Raw genomic sequence first — 22,839 nt, 5'->3', positions numbered from 1 at the left:
ACAGGATGTCGGAATGGTATTGATAGAAAAACGACCCGCTTCGGCGGGTTTTTTTATGCGCTAGAGGAATAGCGCTATACGCATAAACCTGCACAGTATTGTCGTTTACCCTCGACATTGATCAGTCGAGGGGACGGCAATGACGTCCGGCATACGCCGGATGGCGCGGCGGTCGCGGTCGAGACGGGTATCAACTGGTCTACAGACCGTACCGCTGCACGGCGGGAGAATCATTTAACGTGGAACGACCATAAAACCGCACTCTGCTCAGACAGCCGCCTGAAACATCTCTACTGGGATTGGATGCTGCATGCGCTGCTCTGCATGCAACCAGCGAAGTAGCGCACTGCGACCCGCGATGCCCATTTTTACCGCCGCGCGCTTGAAGTAGCTCTCCACTGTGCTGACTTTCAGATCAAGCCTTTCTGCCAGTTGAGGCACCGTGAGACCAGCCAGCAGGCCGACGCACACTTCGGTTTCGCGCGAAGACAGGCTTAGCGCCGATGCCTCGAGGCGGCCCAGGAAACGCTGGCGCAGGCCTTCCATGGCATCTTTGTTTTTCAGGCTTTTTGTGACAGGCAAGGGGTTTGTCGAAACGAGGGTAGGTGTCACGGTCGCAATGTGTTGCTTCACGATGGGCAATACGACCCAGGACAGGTCTTTGAGTCGGGCGCGCTCTTGACTGGTGAATGCCTTGGCAGAGGGTGATCGATAAACCGACAGCACATATTCCCCCTTTCCCGGGTAAGCGAGGTGTACTTGGGGGAGAGCGGCGTGGGAGGGCACATGACCTGGCTTCTCTTGCACGCTGTAAGTGGGCGACTCGAACCTGATGGATCTGTCGATGCGCGTATCTGCCAGCTCTGTCGGGCTCAACAGAACAGGCTCCAGACGTCTGCTATCGACCCCGGGAGTGAGCACCTGGTGTAGGTTTCCGCCAAATGCACCTATGGCCTGAGCGCCGGTGACTTCATTCGTAGATCGACTGAGTCCCTGAATGACATGGGTCGCATCCACGGGCAATGAAGCGGTAATCATCTCGTGGAGCAAGCGAGCGAACTGACGGCTTCCAATACCGGAGATCACTTTGCCGAGATGCGGGAAAAGCTGTTGCATGTTCATCGGGGTTCCTTTTTCCGTTTATAAAGAGACACGCCAAGGCGCAGCCTTGATTCAGCAAATGAATAAGTAAGTGCTTTGTACTCTTCAAGCCCTGCGATCAAACAGATTATATGTAGGGCGTCATACAAAATTTATACTGACTTAACAAGAGGTTGAACGTGAAGCGATACCGTTGCCCAAGAGCATGCACTAGTAAAAAGTCATGCGTGTTAAGAAAAGCGAGAATGCTAACCATAAGCAATGCACTCGTTAATAGTGATAACTTCTTTTATCGATGTTTATTGAGTCTGAGGTGCGCCAGGTAGCGCAGGGAAATGCGAATCACTCTGAGTAACCAGAGGGTTGTCTGATGACAATCGTCCCACAGAGTGAAGCCATAACGCCTGCGGCGGCGATCTAAAGGCAGCGAGTAACGTTGGCATGACGATCAACTCCTATCCCGGTCCATGTTGTCCACGTACGCACACGGGGGTGGCAATACGGGGGCGTGTTGCACCATTTTTTTATATTAAGGTGATCATATTGATCGAAGGGGCCTTAAATAAATCCATCTGAGCGTATGACCGAATACTAACCATATAGTTCATGTTTCACACCTGAATTGCAATGAAAAAAGCTTAATAATAAGAGAGAGATCACACGTGACGCTTATAACGCTGGGTGTCATTCCGCGCAGTATTACTGAATGTGCTGGACAGCAGCGAAGCGGCATGACGCTCCGGATAGGCACGCCATACTAGTTATCCTGCTCGATAGCAAGTGAATAAGTACCCACGCGTACGATAGTGCACAGTAAGTGCGCATCACAACGCCCTTCATCAGGGGGGCGCTTGTTTTTTATTTTAGTGTTTGCTGACTTCGCTACAGGCATTTTATAAAACTATCGCTGTACAACAGTAGCCTCACTCGGTTTAGCCGATGGAGGGGCGGTTGGCTGGCGGTGCGACACAGGCAGCATCACCGAGCACCTGGTGCAGATTGGCTTCGGCCACCTGCTGGGCGAGACGATCAGACAGGTAAAACCGCGCTGCGGCGCAGGGCGGGCTCAGGCTGTTTGAGATACGCCTGTCATCCACTTGACCAAACCGTGTCGCCCCTTCACACCAAGCTTCGCTCCGGCGCGCTTGAGGTAGGTTTCGATGGAGCTGTTCTTGACATGCAGTTTGTCGGCAAGCTCTGGGACCGTAGCGCCAGCCAATATGCCAAGGCATATTTCTTTTTCACGCAATGACAACCGGACCTCCGCTTGACTCAGCTTATCGTTGAACTCGCGTTGAAGCTGCTGGCCGCCCTGTGTAACGGCTTCATTGTCAGCATGCGCAGTGCACAAGGTACGGGTTGTCTGGGCATGTCTGTCCAGCAGGGGCAACAGGGCCTCTGAGAAATTCTTCAAAAACGATAATTCGTGAAGTGAAAAATCACGTTGATGATGGTCGCGGTGCAAGGAAATGACACAGCGCCTGTTCGACTTGCGCGACACCAGATTGCAGTGATAGGTACCTGTCGGGCCAGAGCTGGCCTGTCCAACGCTGCTGGGTAGTTTCAGATGAACGAGCAGAAAGTCGTCAACACTGAGCATTCGAGCGAGCAGCGTCTCCTGGTTCTGCGACACGGTTAGAATCATCGGTTTGTGATCGTCGGTCTCCTGCCCCAGAGGCTGGATGCTGATAACGCTTCCTTCATTCTCGTCGATCGTCCATTCGCTCAGGTCGAGGCAATCGATGGGAACGCTGGCCGCGATGATTTGGTACATGTTCGAAGCGAATCCTGCATCACCCACGCTTGCGATTAACTTCCCGAGCTCCAGAAAATACGCTGACTGATTTCCCGTCATTTGTAGATTGGCTTCCATTACACATTCGCCCCCATGGCGTTAATCTCCAGCAGAACCAAAAGCAACCTCGCATACAGGGCAGCCGTCTCATACCTAGCAATGAGTATACTGTCTGATTGTAGGACAATGTTACTAGTGCATTAGAGAATTTACACATAGAGGCCATACCCAGTCTGTAGGGGAAAAGGGGGACAAGCGTCTCGCTAGAGGCCGGATAGCCAGTGCCGACGGTGCTCACTAGCAAGTGACAAACACCCTAAGCGGGAACCCGATATTAGTCTCAGAATAAAAGATCTTTTGCGTGGCTGGCCTCTTCGATACGTCACGATTGCAACTACTAAAGCGTGACGCCTGCGACGAAATACATGGCGGGCCATCTGTCTCAAAAATAAAGTTCTTCATGCCAAGAGTCCATTGCCTCACGTGATCGCTGTAGGGTGCTCAAAATATGTTTCGTTTTTGCGTTTCAGACACAACCATCCGGCGAAGCCCCGCGATAATGTCCCTGAATGCGGGGACAGACGCACACAGGTCCTGATGTTTCCATTAGTGCATGGCTGCAGAATGAGCGCCTGCCTCGCAGGACAGCGGTAGTGGCGAAGTAGATATTCTCATGTACGCCCTTTATTTAAGTGTTGAGCCGTTGATTCATCCGAGATCCGGGAAGCCCATTAGGCGGGGAATACAGTGAGCATTGTCGGCTTTTTCCGGAAATTGAATTTCCGCAAAATCCTTTTGAGACTCGTGTTGATCGATCTAACGATCTCGCTGGCTGGCTACGCCTTCTATAAGGGCGCAAGCGGGGAAGAAGAGACAGCTTTTCTCTCTGCCGCAGCGGAAGTTACGGACATGGAGTACGCCGTCATGGCACAAGGCGTGCTCCATGGGCGTAATCAGGTGGACGTCGGCGCACAGGTTTCCGGGCAATTGCAGTCCTTGAAGGTCAAACCTGGTGACATGGTCAAAAAAAACCAGCTGTTGGCAGAGATCGACCCTCTGCCCGCCAGAAATGCTCTGCGCCAGGCGGTCGTCAAAATCGAACAACTCACGGCTGAACGGGACGCGACGCTGCATAAGTTGAAGCTTGCCGAGTCGAATGATCGCAGATACCAGGCACTGGGCTCCACGACGGCGGTTTCCAAGGCGGATCAGGACAAGACTCGATTTGAGCTGGAGGCCCAGCGCGCCAATCTGGTTTCGCTCACCGCACAATTGCAGACCGCCCGCGTGCAGGAAGAAGCGGCACGCATCAAACTCGACTACACACGAATCTTCGCACCAATGGATGGTCAGGTCCTCGCCATCGTCACTCAGGAGGGCCAGACCGTCATTGCAGACCAGATGGCACCGGTCATTCTGAAGATGGCGCAACTCGACACCATGACCGTGAAGGCGCAGGTTGCCGAAGCCGACGTGCTCAAAATCAAACCCGGTCTTGCGGTTTACTTCACTATCCCGGGCGATCCTGATACGCGCTATAACGCCACCCTCAAGGCGATCGAGCCAGGTCCTGTGGACGCTGCAAGCCAGTCCGGAGCAGCAGGCGAAAACAGTAAAGCCGTCTTCTACAACGCCCTTTTTGATGTCCCCAACCTTGAAAGCCGCTTCTACATCGACATGACCGCTAACGTCCGAATTGTGCTGGAGGCGAAGGAGGGCGTGTTGACGATTCCTGTTGCCGCGCTGGGTGACCGGCGGGAAGACGGCACCTACAGCGTAAGAGTTCTGGGTGAAGGTGACGAGGTCAGAACAGCGGACGTGGTGCCAGGTATCAATAACCAGGTCAGGGTCGAAGTACTTTCGGGGCTCAAAGCCGGCGACAGGGTTGTCATCGGAGAGCGGGGCGGTGTGGAGGGTGCTTGAAGGGGGAGCCGACTAACAAGACATCGAGGGCGGCAGTAAGTCTGCGTCAAATCGATAACGGATACGTTGTAAGCGCCTTGTTAATGAAATGGGCGTACGTAGTAAAACAAGGTCAACCGTGGATTAACAATCGATGCCAGCTTCAGCAATGTCCTGAAGGCTCAGGCGCTTGCCCATGCACCCGTGGAGTTCATGTTTGAAAACCCCGGCGAGCTGGAAAACAAATCTATTTTGGAGTGTTGGGTATGGCCATGTATTACGTTGCAATTGCAATGCTCACCTTGCTGCTGGTGCCAGGGCCGACTAATTCGCTGCTGCTGCAATCAGGCATCAGTCGCGGGCTGGGCATGTATTCGCTGAAGCTGGTCGCTGCCGAGTGGGCGGCTTATCTGATTCAGATCACCTCGTGGGGTTTGTCCATCGACGCAATGATCGAAAACTATGGCTGGGTGGTGGTCGCGACCAAAGTTCTGGCCGTGATGTTCCTGTTCTATATTTCTCTGAAATTATGGTTTTCGATTCAACAGGACACCGATGGAAAGCCAGCGCCGATTTCGATCCGAGCGTTGTTTTTGGCAACACTCAACAATCCAAAAGGGCTGTTTTTCGCTACGATCATAGCGCCCGCTGGAACCTTTTTGCACTGGGGAAGTTATGGGGCATTCATGACTGTTTTTTCGTTGGTCGTTATTCCTGTCGGAATAACGTGGGTCGCGTTGGGCGCATTTTTCGGCCGAAAGCTACCCTCGTTACTATCGGGCAATCGAGTCAACCGATTTGTTTCATTGGTCATTGGACTGTTCGCGATTATTGCGTTGTATAACGTGGCCACCACCGCGATCTTCGCCTGAGTTATTCAACCCGACAGTACCCCGCCCATACGCCATCTATTAAATGTGTACCGACCGTTGATTGTACTTATGAGGTTAATAATGAGTGGAGTGGTCACGTGAGCTACCGTGGCATTGTGCTCAGTGAAGATGAAGAGGTCGAGTTGAATCGGCGCTTTGAATCCATCACGGTCAGTCAGCGCGAAGGCCGCCGGGCGCAGGTGATTTTGCTTGCTGCACAAGGCTGCTCGCGTAACGAGATTGCCAGGTTGACCGGGCTATCGGTTGTTTCAGTCACCCGCTGGTGCAAGCGCTTCCGAGAGCTGCGCCTGCAAGGTCTGGTGGATCTGCCTGGAAGAGGCCGCAAGTCATCCCTGCCAGCCGAAGCCTTGAGGAAGGCCCTTGATCAAGTCACTCAGCCGTGTGTAGGTCACGCTCGCTGGAGCTGTCGAAGCATGGCGAAGCTTGTCGGTATATCGCCGGCCAGCGTCCAGCGCATATGGGCCGCCAACAACATAAGACCACACTTGGCAGAGGTATCAGAACTGCACAGCGGTTCGGACGTCGAAGAAAAATCCAGTAAGGGTGGCGGGGGGATATCCGAAACGCCCGAATAAAGCGTTGATGTTCTGTTATGACCAGCCAGACCAGGGACAGACTCTACAGCTTGCACAGCCAGAACATGCTTGCACAAGAGCAACTGATCAAGCCGCTTATCGCAATGTCATCTACTGCACCGGACTGCCTGCGGGTCAAATGATCAGTGTCATCTAGTACCGGTTCAGCGATTGCTGCAATCCCTGCGACGCCCAAGTGGTTCCTGATGCGACGCAACCCGCTAGGCCGGGTTGCTCTCAGTCATGATTGGGCATTGGCTCGCGGCGCGCAAGGATCAAATCCCGCTCCGAATAAAAGCCCTGCACCAGACGATTCTTTGACCGGTACTCGCACATCACCAGCAGAGTGTCCGGGAGAGGAGTGATCGCAGCTTCATGCTTGACCACCATGATTTTGCCGCCCGAGCGAAGGCGTACATGTGCTCCTGGTTCGAATGTGCCCATCTTCAGTTCCTCACAAGGGTTTTGATGTACGCTCTGTCCAGCCGCCGCCCAGCGCCTTGTAGAGATTGACTTCGGCGGTCAGCTGCGACAGTCGGTCGGTGATCAGGGTTTGTTGAGCGCTGAATAAAGAGCGTTGTGCATCGAGGAATGTCAGGCTGCTATCGACGCCAATGCGATAGCGGCGTTCGGCAAGGCTGTAATACTCCTGGCTTGCCTGTACAAGGTCGCTCTGCGCTTTCAGCTGACGTTTGTAGGTCTCGCGCGCAGCCAGACCATCGGAGACCTCCTGAAAGGCGGTCTGTATCGATTTTTCGTACTTTGAAACGCTTATATCCTTCTGGATCTTCGAGTAATCAAGGCTTGCCCGCAGACTGCCGGCGTTGAAAATCGGGATATTGATCTGCGGCGAAAACACCCAGCCTCCCGAACCCGCTTTAAACAGGCCGGACAGTTCGGTGCTGGATGTACCGGCGTTGGCAGTCAGGGTAATACTCGGGAAGAACGCCGCTCGCGCAGCACCGATACTGGCGTTGGCCGACTGCAACTGGTATTCGGCTTCCAGAATGTCCGGGCGTCGTTGCAGCAGCTCAGAAGGCAGCCCCGCTGGCACTTCAGCGAGCCATTCCGAGGACAACGGACGGCTGGGCGCGCTGTCTGCAACCGTCGTGCCCACCAGCAAGGTCAGGTTATTGAGATCCTGGGCGACCTGGCGCTGGAACGTCGCCAGACTTGCTCGTGCGCTCTCCACCGATGTACGCGACTGGGCCAGGTCCAGTGACGAGGAAGCGCCGACTTGCTGGCTACGAGTGGTCAGCTTCAGGCTTTTTTCGTAGGACATCAGCGTGTCCTGAGTCAAGGCTAACAGCTCCTGGTCGGCACGCCAGGTAAGGTAAGCGGTCGCGACACTCGCCACCAGACTGAGTTGAGCGCTGCGCCGGGCCTCTTCGCTGGACAAATAGGTGAGCGAGGCCTGATCGCTGAGGCTGCGTATGCGTCCGAACAAATCCAGTTCATAGGAACTGATGCCCAGCGTCGCCGAATAAGTACCGCTGGTCACCGGTCCGCCAGTCTGCGTGATACTGGCGGGCTGGCGTTGCCGGGTACCGCTGCCCGTGGCGCTGATCGCGGGAAACAGATCGGCGCGCTGAATGCGATATTGCGCTTGATAGGCCTCGACGTTGAGTGCTGCCACGCGCAAGTCACGATTGTTGAGCAGGGCGCTTTCGATAAGTTGTTGCAGCGTAGGGTCGCGGAACAGGTCACGCCATCCCATGTCCGCCGCCAGTGGGCCAGAAAGCGCTGGCGCCGAGTCGAAAGATTGTGGGTAGTGTGCGGCAACCGGGGCTGCCGGGCGCTGATAGTCCGGAATCAACGAGCAGCCGCTCAACGACAGTACGGCAAATAGCCATGGGCTAACGGATTTGTTCATTCTGCGCATACCAGCCACTTGGCCAGCCCATGTCGACCGCTGATACCCAGCTTGGCGGCGGAGCGTTTCAGATAGGTTTCGACAGAACTGCTCTTGACGCAAAGCTTCTCTGCGATTTCAGGAACTGTGCTGCCCGCGAGGAATTCCAGACAGGCCTCCTTCTCCCGTGCCGAGAGTGAGACGTCGCAGGCACGCAAGCGCTCGTTGAACTCGCTTTGCAATTGCTTGTGCTCGAGGGAAAGCGGGCCATGGGACAGCGCCCCCCCAGCGCTTTTCATACCGGATTGGCGATGGGCGCGGGCATGGCGCTCCGACAAAGGCAGCAGGGCCTCCGAGAGGTATTTCAAAAAAGACAGTTCTTGCAACGAGTAATCTTTGTCAGCTTGCGGACGGTGCAGTGAGATCACACAACAGCGATTGGCCTTGCGCGAAATCATGCTGCACTGGTGGGAGGTTCCGAGACAGTCATTGCCTTGCTGGTTTTTCATCCGGGCGTTCAGGTGAATCAGCAGGTCGTCCTCTACCTCCAGCACGCGCTTGACCAGTGGATGGTCGCTGCGGTGTCTGGCACGGGTCGGACACACCGTTTGCATCTGCGGATTCAACTCAGCGCCCGCGTAGCCCAGCAACTGTACATCGGTCACCGTCGCCTGACTGTCATCAACGGTCCACTCGCTCAGTTCCACACGGCTTACAGCCAGCGATGTATTGATTAACTGGTACATGTTGCTCAGAAACATGTCATCTCCGACGCTAGACACCAGCTTCCCGAGTTCCAGATAAATGTGCGTTTTCACTTCATCTTTGGCATTCACTTGTCGGTTCATATGTCCATTCCTGAAGATCAGAAGTTGCGTGCAATTCTGTCGCCCAGACTGTGAATTCGGCCCTAAGACCGCTCAAATCCTTCGCGCCTCAACATCACTCGAATCCGGTATCAAGCGCGATTATCTTCACAAGAAACGATTCAGCTTGAGGATCCAATTAAGCTGAGTTGTGCAGGAAAAGTCTGTCACGGGATACCGGGACATCCTGCACAACCGAGCGGTTACCCGTCAGAAAGTGCGGTTATCGAACATGGACCTCTTCACTGCTGCTCATTTGGACGGGCTCCTTGTCGAGCGCTCGAGAGATCGCCTGGCCCAATGCGCTGACGTGAGGCGCCCTGACCAGTGTGTCGTGGGTGCCGGGAAGCGCTGTAACGCTCACCGGTGTTTCAAGCAAAGCCCCCCAACCCAGCAGCGGATCGGTGCGCTCCTGCCCGCTTGCGGTAAACAGTGTCACGTGAAGCGGGGCGGGCAGGCTGACATAGGCACTGATGGCGATGTGGGTCGCATGGGCCACCGCAACATGGCTGCGTAGCATGGTGGCATCGACGTTCTGCGGCAGTTCTTCCGGAAGCAGGCGCTGTGCCATGCAAAACGCCAGCATTTCCTCGACGGCATCCGCGTTGGCCAGCTCGGTGAGCTGCCGGAGAACCTCGGGATCAAGCTGCTCGGGTAGCCAGCTCATCAGGAATTGACCTTCGCTCAATACCTCCGGCGCTTGCTGCTCAAGACGCGCGGAGGTGTCGATGATGCCGAGGAACTCCAGCTGTTCGCCGCTGGAATGCAGTTGGCGGGCCATTTCATAAGCGATAAGACCACCTGCAGACCAGCCGCCGATCCGGTAAGGCCCGCGCGGTTGTACTTGGCGAATCGCTGCCAGGTAACGCGCAGCCATGGCCGGCACCTCAAACAGCGGTTTCTCTCCAGCTGCCAGGCCACTGGCGGCCAAGCCATAGAGCGGCACCTGTGGGTCGATTGCCGCGGCCAGATCGCGCACGTACTGCACTTCGCCGCCCAACGGGTGGACCAGGAACAGCGGCCTTTTCGAGCCAGTGCGACGGACCGGTACCAGGTTGCTGTGATGGCCGGGACGTGTCTGGCTGTCCAGTGTCCTGGCGAAACCGGCAATGGTCGGCTCAATGAACAGATCGCGGACAGCGATCGGTTTGCCGAGTACCTTGCGCAAACGCGACGCCATCTGCACGGCCATCAGCGAAATACCGCCCAGCCTGAAGAAGTCGTCATGGCGACTGACCTTGTCCAGCTTGAGCAACTCCTTCCAGAGGTTGGCGAGGGCGATCTCGGTGTCGCCTTCGGGCGCTTCGTAAGGCAGGTCTTCAGGTTGTTCGTCCTCGACCGTCGCAGCGACAGTCGCGGTATGCGCCGAACTCGGCAGCGCTGGCGTATTGTCCAGCACTTGACCGATCGACTGCTGTGCGTCAGTCACCATGTTCTCCAGAACCCTGGAAAACAGCTGCATGATGGTCTGCACAGTGGTTTTGTCGAACAGGTCGCTGGAGTATTGCAGGCCGCCGCTCAGGCTTTCGCCGGTATCGGCGAGTGACAACGAAAGGTCGAACTGCGTGGTGATATGGGCACTGTCCATCGAGTCGACCTCCAGGCCGGGCATTTGCAGCACCGAAGGGGGCGTGTTGTCCAGGCTCAGCATCACTTGGAACAATGGGCTGTGGCTCATGCTGCGGGTTGGCTGCAAGGCGCTTACCACTTGCTCGAACGGCAGATCCTGATGACTGTAGGCAGCCAGAGTGATGTCTTTGATCCGACCGAGCACTTCACTCAGTCGGGTCTCTCGGCAGGTTGCCACACGCAATGCCAGCGTATTGGCAAAGAAGCCGATCAATGGCTCCAGCTCCGGGCGTTGACGGTTGGCGACAGGCGTACCGACTACTACATCATTCTGGCCGCTGAGGTGACTCATGAGCATCGACCAGCCTGCCAGCAGGACCATGAACAATGTGCTGCCCTGAGCCTGACTGAAGGCACGCAAGTCGGCACTCAGCTCTGGCGAGAGCACACAGTCGATCATCCCGCCGGTATAGCTCTGGATGGCTGGGCGCGGACGGTCCAGTGGCAGGTTCAATACGCTTGGCGCACCTTCCAGATGCGTGCGCCAGAAGTCGATCTGAGCTTGCAGCGCCGGGCCGTCAAGGGATTGCCGTTGCCAGGCGGCGTAGTCCACGTATTGCAGTGGCAGTGCTGGCAGCGGGTCTTTCTGGCCTTGACTGAAGGCGGCGTAAAGCACGCTCACTTCCTGGGCAAGCACACTGTTGGACCAGCCATCGGAGACGATGTGGTGCAGCGTGATCAACAGCACATGTTCGGTATCCGCGACCTGCAGCAGATGCCCGCGCAGCATCGGGCCCTTGGTCAGATCGAACAATTGCGTGGCATTTTCCTGACCCAGACGGGTCAGGGTCGCCGTGCGCTGGTCACTGGAAAGATCGCGCAGATCCTGGCGCAACAGCGGAAAGCGGGTATCGGCCGGGGCGATCTTCTGCACCGGTTCACCGTCCACCAGTTCAAAACGCGTGCGCAGGGTTTCGTGGCGTGCAACCAGGCGGTCCAGGGTTGCCTGCAAGGCAGCCGCATCAAGCGCCCCTGTCAGGCGCAACGCCATCGGCAGGTGGTAGGCCGCGCCAGCCGCGTGATCCAGATGATCGAGGAACCACAGACGTTGCTGGGAAAAGGACAGCGGCAGGCGGCCCGAACGATTGGCCTTCGGGATCGATTGCGCTTCACTGGGCGCAGTAGCGTTGACCAATGAAGCCAGGCCACGCACGGTCGGTGCGTCGAAGAGCTCACGCAAGGTGATTCGTGTACCAAGCTTGCGCCGCAGTCGTGACAGCAACTGCACAGCGAGCAACGAATGGCCGCCCAGCTCAAGGAACCCGTCGTTGCGGCCCACCTGGTCCAGATGCAGCAGGGCTTTCCATATTTCGGCGATAGCCTCTTCGGTTTCGCCTTGCGGCGCCTCGTATACCTTGCTGGCCAATGCGTCCTGGCCGGGGGCGGGCAGCGCGCGGCGATCGAGCTTGCCGTTGGCAGTCAGCGGCAGTGCGTCCAGGTGGACGAAAGCGCTGGGCACCATGTATTCAGGCAGATGCTTGAGCAGTTCGGCGCGCAAATGTTCGGCCGCCACCGCTTCCCCACAGACATACGCGACCAGGCGCTGGCTGTCCGAGTCCCCCTGGTTATCATTGCGGGCAATCACTATCGCCTCGCGGATGCCCGGCATGGCCAGCAGAACGTTTTCGATTTCACCCAGCTCGATACGGAAGCCGCGAACCTTCACCTGGAAGTCGTTGCGGCCCATGTATTCCAGCGTACCGTCTGCCAGCCAGCGACCCAGGTCGCCGGTTTTGTAAAGGCGTGCATTGGCGACATCGGAGAACCGGTCGACGATGAAACGTTCGGCACTCAGCTCGTCACGGTTGAGGTAACCGCGGGCCACACCGCGACCGCCAATGTGAATTTCACCGACGACGCCCAGTGGCGCCGGCTCGCCACGCGCATCCAGAACATGCACCTGAACGTTGGCGATGGGGCGGCCGATGCTTGGTTTTTCACCCAGATCGCGGATCAGATCGATGGTCGCGTCCACTGTGCATTCGGTCGGGCCATACATGTTGTAAAAGCGGATGGTCGGGCAGTTGCGCAGTTTCTCCCAGGTGCTGGCGTTAATCGCTTCGCCACCCAGCAGCACGCTGACCGGCTGATAGCTGCTGCGTTCCAGCAAACCGGCCGAGAGCAGGGTGTCGAGCTGCGACGGCGTCGAGTCGAAGGCATGAACCTGATGGGCTTCGAGGAAGTCCAGCAGTTCGCTGCCGTTGGCACGCAGCAGTTGCGGGATGATCACCAGCGTGTGGCCGGAGAACAATTGCGAGATGCCTTTGATCGACATGTCGAAGAAGAAGCCGGCATTTAGCGCCACGGTGGCCGGGGTCGGGCAATGCTGGTGGGTCGTGCGGGTCAGCACGTTCCAGAAGTTGAACACCGAGTGATGCTCGACCATCACACCTTTCGACTGGCCTGTGGAGCCTGACGTGTAGATCACGTAGGCCAGGTTTTCCGCCGTCAGGCTGTCGACCAGCGGATTGGCATCGAACGCCTGATCATCCGCCGCCAGCAGCGATTCAGCGCTGTCGAGCAGCATCAGTGGTGTATCGCCGGCCGGCAGACTGAGGGCGCTCTGGGTCAGCAGCGCACGCGGCTGGCTGTCCTGCAGCATGAAGGCCATGCGGTCAGTTGGGTGGGCAGGGTCGATCGGCACGTAGGCGGCGCCTGATTTGAGCACCCCCAGCAGGCCGACAATCATATCCAGGCTGCGCTCGGCGCAGATGGCCACGCGCTCGTCCGGTTGTACACCAAGTTGCAGCAGTTGCCGGGCTATGTGGTTGGCACGGCGGTTGAGCTGGCGATAGCTTAGCTGGCGGTCTTCGTAGACCAGCGCCACGGCGTCAGGATTGCGGCGGACCTGGTCTTCGAACAAGGTATGGATCGGCACGACCGGTGCGAAGTCGCTGGCAGTGTCGTTGAAGTCGTTGAGCAGCAGTTGCCGCTCGGCCTGCGGAATCACTTCCAGGCTGCTTGCCAGGCGTGCCGGATCCTGCTCAAGGGCATTGACCAGCTCGGCAACCGCCTGACCGAGGTAAGCGGCAATCCGATGCGGATCGATACCGCTGATGGACTGCGCAGTCAGCGAAAACCCGCTGCCCTCATTGGCCACGGCAATTTCGATCGGGTAGTTGGTACGGGTTTCGGATTCCTGGAAATGAATGCCTTCCTGCCCGGCCAGATCCTCGACGTTCTCCCCGGCAGTGTCCGTCAGATCGCCGTGACGGCAGTTGAGGATCACGGTGAACATCGGCAGCGATGCATCCACCGCACTGCAGCGCTGCGCCAGGGCCAGAGGTGCCTGCTCGTGGGTCAGCAGGCCGCTGAGCTGTTGGTAGGCCTCCTGAACGATATCGCGCACGCTGTTCTGTTGCAGGCGAATACGCATCGGCAAGGTATTGATAAACATCCCCAGCGCATGGTTGGCGCCGGAGGTGCCTTGGGAACGTCCGGAAAGCACGGTACCGAAAATCCCGTCGTCGCGTCCGCTGGTGGCGGCCACCACCAAACCCCATGCCGCGTGGAACAGCACCGAGGTGGGCACGCCCTGGGCCCGTGCGGTGCTATGGACCCGCGCGCTGAGGTCGTCGCTCAGTTCCTGCACCGAGCGCAGGATGACTGCGTCGCCGCCACGCACATCGAGCACGCCGTAGGGCGCGGTGGTGGTATCGACATCCCCCAGCAGTTGCCGGAAATAGGCTTCATGTTCGGCCTGGGAAACGCAGGCAGCCTGAGCGATGAAGTTGCGATACGGCTGCGAGGGCGGCAGGCTGTCCGCGCGTCCGTCCATCACCGCCTGGATCTCGCCCATGATCAGACGCAGGGTGACGTTGTCGCTGATTAGGTGATGGTCCAGCAACGCCATCAACCACTTTTCCTGCCGGGTATCGTAAGTGATATACGCGGCTATCAGCGGTGCCTGTTGCAGATCCAGACGCAGATGGTAGGTATCGGTGCGTTCGCGCAACATCTGCAAGGCGTCTTCGCCTGGCGCGGCGTCGAGCTGAATGACTGGCAACGTCGCCTGGCGATGCACCACCTGTACCGGTTGCGACAAACCTTGCCAGCGCAAGGAACTGCGCATGATGTCGTGGCGGTTGATCACCACTTGCAGTGCGCCGAGGAAGTTGTCGAGCAAGTCACGGCTGTCGAAGGTCGCAATGGTGCGCATCAGGTAGGCGTCGCCTTCTGACTGCAACAGATGGTGGAAGAGGATGCCTTCCTGCAACGACGACAGTGGGTAGATATCCTGAACATTGGCGACGCCGCCTGCTACGTCGGCAACGATATGTTCCAGTTCCTGCTGGGTCAGCTTGACCAGCGGCAGCATGTCCGGGGTCAACGCCGTGCAGTCGAGGGGAATCAGGTTCGCCGGGGCGACCCGTTCCGCCGTAGTGCCGCCCGCCAGGACGGCGGCCATGGCTTGCAGGGTCGGTGCCGAGAACACCGTCCCCACGTCCAGCAACAAGCCGATCTGACGCAAGCGCTCTATGAGGCTGATGACCAGAAAAGAATGGCCGCCCAGTTCGAAGAAATGATCCTGGCGACCGACACGTTCAACTCCGAGCAATTCCTGCCATGCACCGGCCAAGGTGGTTTCGATAGTGCCTAGCGGCGCTTCGTACTCACGACTCACCGTCGCCAACTGGTCCGGCGCGGGCAGGGCGGCACGGTCCAGCTTGCCGTTGGTCGTCAGCGGCCAGCTTTCAAGGGTCACAAAGGCACTAGGCAGCATGTGTTCAGCCAGCACGCTGGCCAGTTTGTTGCGCAGAAGCGCTGACTCGGGCGCGGTGCCGTTCTCGGCAATCAGGTAGGCAACCAGGCGTTTGTCGCCGGGGCGATCCTCACGCACGATAACCATCGCTTCACGGACCTCCGGGCAAGCGAGCAATTGCGCCTCGATCTCACCCAGCTCGATACGAAAACCGCGAATCTTGATTTGCGAGTCATTGCGGCCGACGTAGACCACACCGCCGTCGCTGCGGTAGTGCGCAACGTCACCGGTACGATAGAGGCGCGCGCCGTTTTGCATGGCATACGGGTCGGCAATAAAACGTTCGGCATTCAGTTCCGTGCGGTTCAGGTAATGCCGGGCGACCCCGGCACCGCCGATATAAATCTCGCCATTGACGCCCACCGGCACCGGCTGCTGGTAGTCGTCGAGAATGCGCAGACACAGGTCATCAAGCGCCGGGCCGATCAGACTTGGCATGGCTGTGTCGATTTCAGACTGGCTGATCGGGTAGTACGTGGCATGCACGGTGATTTCCGTGATCCCGTACATGTTCACCAGACGGGTGCGCGACAGCGGTGTGCGTGCAGTCCAGGGCTGCAGGCTGCGGAAGTCCAAAGCCTCGCCCCCGAACACCACTTCACGCAGCGCATGCTCTTGCGGGCTGCGTTCGCGCGCCTGAATGAACTGGCGGAAAGCGCTTGGCGTCTGGTTCAGAACGGTGACCTGCTGCTCGCAGACCAACGTATAGAAGTCATCCGGCGAGCGCGCCACCTCACTCGGGACGATGACCAGTTTGCCGCCGTAGCACAGCGCTCCCCAGATTTCCCAGACCGAGAAGTCGAAGGCGAAGGAGTGGAACAGCGTCCAGATATCCTCGCGCCCGAAGTTGAATTGCCCGGCAGTGGCGTCGAACAGGCGTGCCACGTTGCCGTGCTCCACCAGCACACCTTTGGGCAGGCCTGTAGACCCTGAGGTGTAAATGACGTACGCCAAGTGCTCGCGGGACAGACCCAGTGCAGCAGGCTCAGGGTTACAGTCCAGCGATTCATCCGCGGAGTCGGCAGTGTCGTTATCCGCGCCGAGGTTCAGTACCGGCACGCTGTGCCCCGGCAGCACGTCGAGGCAGGCCGACTGGGCCAATAACGCCACCGGCGCACTGTCTGTCAGCAGGTAGCCGAGACGCTCGGTGGGGTAAGCCGGGTCAAGCGGTACGTAGGCCGCACCGGCCTTGAGTACCGCCAGCACCGCGCAAATCATCTGCGTGCCGCGCTCTGCGAGGATCGCTACCCGGTCATCGGGACGCACGCCTTGGTCAAGCAGCTCACGGGCCAGACGGTTGGCGCGGCGATTGAGCGCCTGGTAACTCACCTCTTGCCCGCCAAAGACCAGTGCGATGGCCTGCGGATGCGCGGCAGCGAACTGCTCGAAGCGCTGATGCACCATCAGGCCCGAGGCGAATAGCGCTTTGGGCTGCAGCAATGCTGGCGAGGCCAGACGCTGCGCCGCACTCAGCAAAGGCAGGCCGAGCACAGGTTGCGCGACATCCTCGAGCATCGCTTCGAGCAGGGTGTGGAAATGCTGGGCAAAACGCTCGACGGTGGAGCGATCGAAGAGGTCGCTGGCGTACTCGATTACCCCGGTGAGAGTGCCGGCTTCGCTACCCAAAGTCAGCATCAGGTCGAACTGCGCGGTTTCATGGGCTTGTAAAACCGGATGCAGGCTAAGGCCCGGCAGGGTCAACTCGCCGCCGATGCTGGTGTTATCCAGCGACAGGGCGACCTGACACAGCGGGCTATGACTCATCGAGCGTGGCGGCTGCAAGGCTTCGATGACTTGCTCGAACGGAATGTCCTGATGCTCCTGGGCCGCCAGCGTGGTCTGGCGGACCTGCTCCAGCAATTGCGCCACGCTCGGGTTCTGCGCCAGATCAACGCGCAGGGCCAGGGTGTTGACGAAGAAACCGATCAGGTTCTCGGTTTCGGTGCGGCCACGGTTGGCGCTCGGCACGCCTATCACTACATCGCGTTCGTTGCCCAGACGTGCCATAAGCACCGACCAGGCACTGAGCAGGCCCATGAACAGGGTGACGTTATGGGCCTGGCAGAAGCGCTCCAGACGCTGATAAAGCGCCGCATCGATCGTCACTGGCACAGCGCCGCCGCGGTAGCTTTGTACCGCCGGACGCGGCCGGTCGATGGGCAGCGACAGCAGCGTCGGCGCGCCACCCAGGTGCTCACGCCAGAAGTCGGCCTGCTCGGCAAGGCGCTCGCCGGTAAAGGTGCGGCGTTGCCAGGCGGCGTAGTCGGCGTACTGGATTGACAGGGCTGGCAGCGGGTCCGGCTGATGCTCACTGAAGGCCTGATAGAGGGCGGCCAACTCGTTGACCAGCACACCCACCGACCAGCCGTCAGAGATGATGTGGTGCTGGGTGATCAACAGCATGTGCTCATCATCGGCCAAACGCAGCAGACGCCCGCGAATCAGCGGACCCTGGCGCAGGTCAAACGGTGCAGCGGACTCGCTGTCAGCGATACGTGCAGCGCTGAGGCTGGCCTGTTCATAGGACAGCGAGCGCAGGTCCTGTTCGGCAAGCGTGAAACCGCTATCCGCAGCAGCGATGACCTGCACCGGCTGTTCACCGTGCAGCGCGAAGGTGGTGCGCAGGCTTTCATGACGTACGACCAGCCGGTCGAGCGCAGCCTTGAGCGCACGGTGATCAAGCTCGCCGCGCAACAGCAGCGACATCGGCATGTGGTAGGCGCTGCTGGCACCAGGAGCGAGTCTGTCGAGGAACCAAAGGCGTTGCTGGGAAAAGGACAGCGCCAACGGCGCGTTACGCTCGATGGGTTCAATGCTGTCGGTAACGGCCGCTTGCAGGCCGTCGACGACCCTCGCCAGCTCGGCCACCGTCGGGTGACTGAACAACTGGCGCAGCATCATCTCGCCGCCCAGCTGTTGGCGGACTCTGGAAACCAGTTGAGCGGCCAACAGCGAGTGACCGCCGAGTTCGAAGAAGCTGTCATGCCGGCTCACACGCTCCAGGCCCAGCAGTTCCTGAAATATCTGCGCCAGGGCCAATTCAGTGTCGCCTTCTGGAGCGGCGTAGCTACGCTCGGACATGGCTTCCAGGTCCGGTGCTGGCAGTGCATCCTGATCCAGCTTGCCGTTACTGGTCAGCGGGTAGGCCGCCAGGCTCACAAAAGCGCTCGGAATCATGTAATCGGGCAGGGTGGCGCCCAGTTGTTTGCGCAGGGCGGCAATTTCCAGGCGGACCGATGGTTCGGCGATCAGGTAGGCAATCAGGCGTTTGCCTTGACTTGCGTCATCACGGGCCAACACTCGGGCTTCACGGACGCCCTCGCAGGCCAGCAGTTTGGCCTCGATTTCCCCCAGTTCGATGCGAAAACCGCGAATCTTGACTTGCGCATCCATGCGTCCCAGGTGAACGATTTCGCCGTTATCCAGCAGCTTGCCCAGGTCGCCGGAGCGATACAGGCGTGTACCGGGACGCAGCGGATCGTCGATAAATCGTTCGGCGGTCAGCTCAGGTCGATTCAGGTAGCCACGACCAACGCCCAGACCTGCGACACAGATTTCTCCGGCTACGCCAATCGGCAACAGCTCCTGCCGAGCATCCATGATATAGGCCACAGTAGTCGGGATCGGCCTGCCGACATTGGAAATGCCCGCGGCGATATCGTCGGCGTCAATGGCCTTATAGGTTACGTGTACGCAGGTTTCGGTGATGCCGTACATGTTCACCAGTGCTACGTGGGCAAAAGCTCGGTGGAATTCATCCAGTTTGCCCGGCTCAAGGCTTTCCCCGCCGAAGATGACATAACGCAAGTATTGCAGATTTACATCGCTGCGCCCGAGGGCGGCGCTGGCAAGTTGCAGAAAGGCCGATGGCGTCTGGTTAAGTACGCTGACCTGCTCGCTTTCGAGGAAACTCAGCAATTGCTCGGGGTCGCGGCGCAGGGCTTCGGGTACCAGTGTCAGGCGCCCACCATAGAGCAGGGCGCCGTACATTTCCCAGACCGAGAAATCGAAGGCATTGGAGTGAAACAGCGACCAGACATCCTCGGCATTGAAGGTGAATTGTGAGCGACTGTTGTGCATCAGGCGCACGACGTTGCGGTGTTCCAGCAGCGCCCCTTTGGGTTCGCCTGTGGAGCCGGAGGTGTAGATCACGTAGCAGAGATGTTCCGGGGCATTAACGTTCTGCAGGTTGACCGTGAACTCGGCGTTGTTGCCTGCGGCTTCGCTCGACTCCGGGGCGAAGACTTCGATTCCAAGCGCCAGCAGAGCAGGGCTCATGTCCTCACGGGCAATGGCTTTACGTGTGCCGCTGTCACGCAGCACGTAGTCGATTCGCGCGGCCGGTGAGCCAGGGTCAATCGGCACGTAAGCGGCGCCAGCCTTGAGTACGGCGAGGGTGGCGACAATCATCGCCGGCGAGCGCTCAAGGATAATCGCCACCAGCTCTTGTGGCTGCACACCGGCATTACGCAGACGATGAGCGAGGCCGTTCGCCTGTTCGTTCAGCTGGCGGTAGCTGAGCCGCTCCTCGCCCAGATTGACCGCGATGTTGTCCGGGGTCCGGCGCGCCTGTTCTTCGAAGATTTGATGCAGGGTCAGGGTGTCGGGCCAGGCCGCTTCGGAGTCGTTGAAATCGATTACCTGGCGTTGGCGCTCGGCGGCATCGAGCAGAGCCACGTCGTCAACACGCTGTTGCGGGGCATCGACAAAGGCCTGCAACAAGCGCACGTAATGGCGCATCAGTTGATCGATAAATTCAGCGGTGAAGAAATCGGCGTTGTAGGTCAGGTGGCCGTGCCAGAGCAGCTCACCGGCATTGATCAGCAAGTGCAGATCGTTCTTGCCGTAGCCCAGGTTGGTTTCCAGGCTGTTGACTTCCAGGCCTGCGACCATGGTGCCGCTGTCGCTGACGTGCTGAAAGTTGAACAGTACATCGAACAGCGCCGTACGGCTCATGTCCTTGGCCGGATCAAGCGCACGCACCAGTTGGTCGAACTGCATGTGGCGATGCCGGAGGGCCTCGGTCAGGGTGTTGGCGGTCTGCTCGAGCAGGGCTTGCAGGGTGGTCTCGCTGTCACAGGCAGCGCGGATCACCAGCAGATTGTCCAGTGGCCCGACCACATTTTGCAGAGCCGCTTCGCGGCAGGCCGCGCTGGTGCCGATGACCAGTTCGTCGTGCCCGGCGTAGCGCCGCAGCAGGGCGGTGAATGCGCTTAGCGCCAGGCTGGCAGCACTCACGCCGACGCGCTCGGCCAGTTGTTCCAGCCCCCGTTTCAGCGCTGTATCGATCACACATTCATGAGTCGCCTCACTGAACACATGGACGGCGGCACGTGGCCGATGGAGTGGCAGCTCAAGTGCCTGAAGCTTGCCGCGCAGCTGGTAGCTCCAGTAGGCCCGCAGGTTTTCCAGTACGGCAGCCGGCAACTGGCGTTGCCATGCGGCGAAATCGGCATAGTTCAGGGACACTATGGGCAGCGCGGCCTCACGTCCGGTACAGGCGGCTTCATACAGCGCCAGCAGGTCGCGTTTGATCAGTTGCAGCGAGGTGCGGTCGGCCAGCAGGTGATGCACGGCCAAGGCCAGTACGCCGTTATTTTCGTCTGCGCGGATCAGGCTGGCGCGCACCAGGCTGCCAGCGCTCATGTCCAGCGGGCGACGGGTCTCGGCCACAGCCAGTGCGCGCATGTTGTGCGCATTGCCTTGATGTTGCTCCAGCGTCAGGCGGGCCGGGCCGTCGAAACTCTGCCAGGCGCTGGCGCCGTCGCTGTGTACACGGCAGCGCAGGATGGCATGGCGGGCCAGCAGACCGTCAAGGGCGGTTTGCAGGGCCGCGATGTTCAGTTCGCCCGACAGCTCCAGTAGCAGCGCGAGGTTGTGATACACCGGGTTGGCGTCATACAGGTAACCGGTTTCGAAGGTGTCGACGAACCAGATACGCTCCTGGTGATAGGACAGCGGCAACCGCTCCGCCACCGGTGCCAGGGCGGTGACTTCGGGCAGCACCAGCGCAGGGTCCAGTTGCAGTTCGCCGATACGTGTCTGCGGCGCTTCGGTGAAGCTGCGCAGCAGGCGTTCGAAGCGCGCGGTCAGGCGCTCGATGGTGCTGGCGTCGAACAGCGCAGTGGAATACGACAGGCTGCACGACAGGTTCTCGCCACTTTCGTCAATGTGCAACGACAGATCATGCTGGGTGTTGTCTTTGTGGGAGGGCAAAAACTCGAGCTTCAAGCCTGGCAGTTGCAACTGCCCGCCAGTGCTGTCGGTATCGGTGTAGAGCATGGTCTGGAACACCGGGCTGTGGCTGGCACTGCGCGGTGGTTTGAGGGCTTCGACGACCTGCTCGAAGGGCGCTTCCTGACGGTTGGCGGACTCCAGCATCAGTTCCTTGACCTGCTGCAGTACCTGATCAAGGGTCGGGTTGGCATCCAGTCGTACCCGCAGTGCCAGCGTGTTGACGAAGAAGCCGATCAGCGCCTGCACGTCCAGCCGGTCGCGGTTGGCAGTCACGGTGCCGATCACCACGTCCTGCTGGCCGCTGATTCGACCCAGCAATACGGCCCAGGCGGCGATGAGCGTCATGAACGTCGTGGCGGCGCGGGACTGGGCAAAACGGGTGATGGCACCGGTCAGCGCAACCGGCAGATCAAAGCTTAGTGTCTCGCTCCGGTAGCTCTGCACCGCCGGTCGTGGCCTGTCGGTGGGCAACGCCAGCAAGGCCGGAGCGCCCGACAGATGGCTACGCCAGAACTCGATGTGCTGGCTCAGGCGCTCACCTTCCAGATGCCGCCGTTGCCAGGCCGCGTAGTCGGCATATTGCAAGGCCAATGGGGGCAGGGGATCGGGCTGGCCGGTGCTGAACGCCTCGTACAGTGCCGCGAATTCCTTGACCAGTATGCCAATCGACCAGCCATCGGAGATGATGTGGTGCTGGGTAATCAGCAGTCGATGTTCAGTGTCGCTAAGGCGTAGCAGACTGCCGCGGATCAGTGGGCCGTGCAGCAGGTCGAAGGGCGCTGCGGCTTCCTGCTCGCTCAATTGCACCGCGTGTTGTTCGGCCTGTTCCTTGGGCAGATGGCGCAGATCATGTTCGACCAGGCTAAAGCCGCAGTCGGCTGCGGCGATGATTTGCACCGGCTGTTCGCCTTCACGGCGGAAGGTCGTACGCAGGCTTTCATGGCGCGCCACCAGACGATCCAGGCTTGCCTTGAGTGCGCTGTGGTCCAGGTTGCCATGCAGCACCAGCGATGCAGGCATGTGATAAGCGGCACTGGCCGTTGGATCGAGTTGATCGATGAACCACAGCCGCTGCTGAGCGAACGACAGTGGCAGCGGACCTTCGCGGTGCGCGGCAACTATTTCGTCAGGGGCGCTATCGACAACCCGCGTGGCGCCGCGCTGTTTGAGCAGGCGCAACAGTGCGGCGCGTTTCAGTTGGTCGAGACTATCGTTATGTGAGTTCAA

General features: G+C 59.0%; 8 protein-coding genes and 1 pseudogene. 3 read left to right on the top strand and 6 right to left on the bottom strand.

The window, feature by feature from the left end; genetic code table 11:
- Positions 1-267 precede the first annotated feature (267 nt).
- Together JOE29_RS11650 and JOE29_RS11645 are read right to left on the bottom strand one after the other, a co-directional pair.
- Positions 268-1,122 (bottom strand): helix-turn-helix transcriptional regulator, encoded by an 855-nt coding sequence (locus JOE29_RS11650; RefSeq protein ID WP_044312782.1) that lies wholly within the window; start codon positions 1,120-1,122, stop codon positions 268-270.
- A gap of 1,045 nt (positions 1,123-2,167) precedes the next feature.
- Positions 2,168-2,956, bottom strand: a complete 789-nt coding sequence (locus JOE29_RS11645; protein WP_170963907.1) for a helix-turn-helix transcriptional regulator — start codon at positions 2,954-2,956, stop codon at positions 2,168-2,170.
- Between the two features lie 687 nt (positions 2,957-3,643).
- On the opposite strand from JOE29_RS11645, the gene JOE29_RS11640 reads away from it, so the two are divergent.
- From JOE29_RS11640 to JOE29_RS11630, 3 genes and pseudogenes are all read left to right on the top strand, one after another.
- Complete coding sequence (locus tag JOE29_RS11640) at positions 3,644-4,819, top strand: efflux RND transporter periplasmic adaptor subunit (RefSeq protein WP_170963906.1); 1,176 nt, start codon at positions 3,644-3,646, stop codon at positions 4,817-4,819.
- A 245-nt stretch (positions 4,820-5,064) separates the two neighbouring features.
- Positions 5,065-5,670 carry a LysE family transporter gene (locus JOE29_RS11635; protein WP_074954414.1) on the top strand — a complete coding sequence of 202 codons (606 nt, stop codon included), beginning with the start codon at positions 5,065-5,067 and terminating at the stop codon, positions 5,668-5,670.
- 98 nt (positions 5,671-5,768) lie between these two features.
- Positions 5,769-6,315 (top strand): annotated as a pseudogene (locus JOE29_RS11630) (helix-turn-helix domain-containing protein); the annotation flags it as partial.
- 188 nt (positions 6,316-6,503) lie between these two features.
- On the opposite strand, the gene JOE29_RS11625 reads toward JOE29_RS11630, so the two are convergent.
- The 4 genes from JOE29_RS11625 to JOE29_RS11610 form a co-directional block, all read right to left on the bottom strand.
- On the bottom strand, positions 6,504-6,710 hold the full coding sequence (locus tag JOE29_RS11625) for a hypothetical protein (protein ID WP_003318753.1): 207 nt from the start codon (positions 6,708-6,710) through the stop codon (positions 6,504-6,506).
- Positions 6,711-6,720: 10 nt separating this feature from the next.
- Complete coding sequence (gene adeC, locus JOE29_RS11620) at positions 6,721-8,139, bottom strand: AdeC/AdeK/OprM family multidrug efflux complex outer membrane factor (RefSeq protein ID WP_122254969.1); 1,419 nt, start codon at positions 8,137-8,139, stop codon at positions 6,721-6,723.
- Positions 8,136-8,966: a helix-turn-helix transcriptional regulator gene (locus JOE29_RS11615; RefSeq protein ID WP_024692741.1), complete on the bottom strand. Its 831-nt coding sequence runs from the start codon at positions 8,964-8,966 to the stop codon at positions 8,136-8,138. The genes adeC and JOE29_RS11615 overlap by 4 nt, the downstream gene beginning before the upstream one ends.
- Positions 8,967-9,207: 241 nt before the next feature.
- Positions 9,208-22,839, bottom strand: a complete 13,632-nt coding sequence (locus tag JOE29_RS11610; protein WP_210079530.1) for a non-ribosomal peptide synthetase — start codon at positions 22,837-22,839, stop codon at positions 9,208-9,210.

The sequence above is a fragment of the Pseudomonas sp. PvP009 genome (assembly GCF_017832995.1).
GTDB lineage: Bacteria > Pseudomonadota > Gammaproteobacteria > Pseudomonadales > Pseudomonadaceae > Aquipseudomonas > Aquipseudomonas syringae.
Note: the sequence above shows the minus strand (reverse complement) of the source record. Positions and strands in the feature narration are given on the sequence as shown.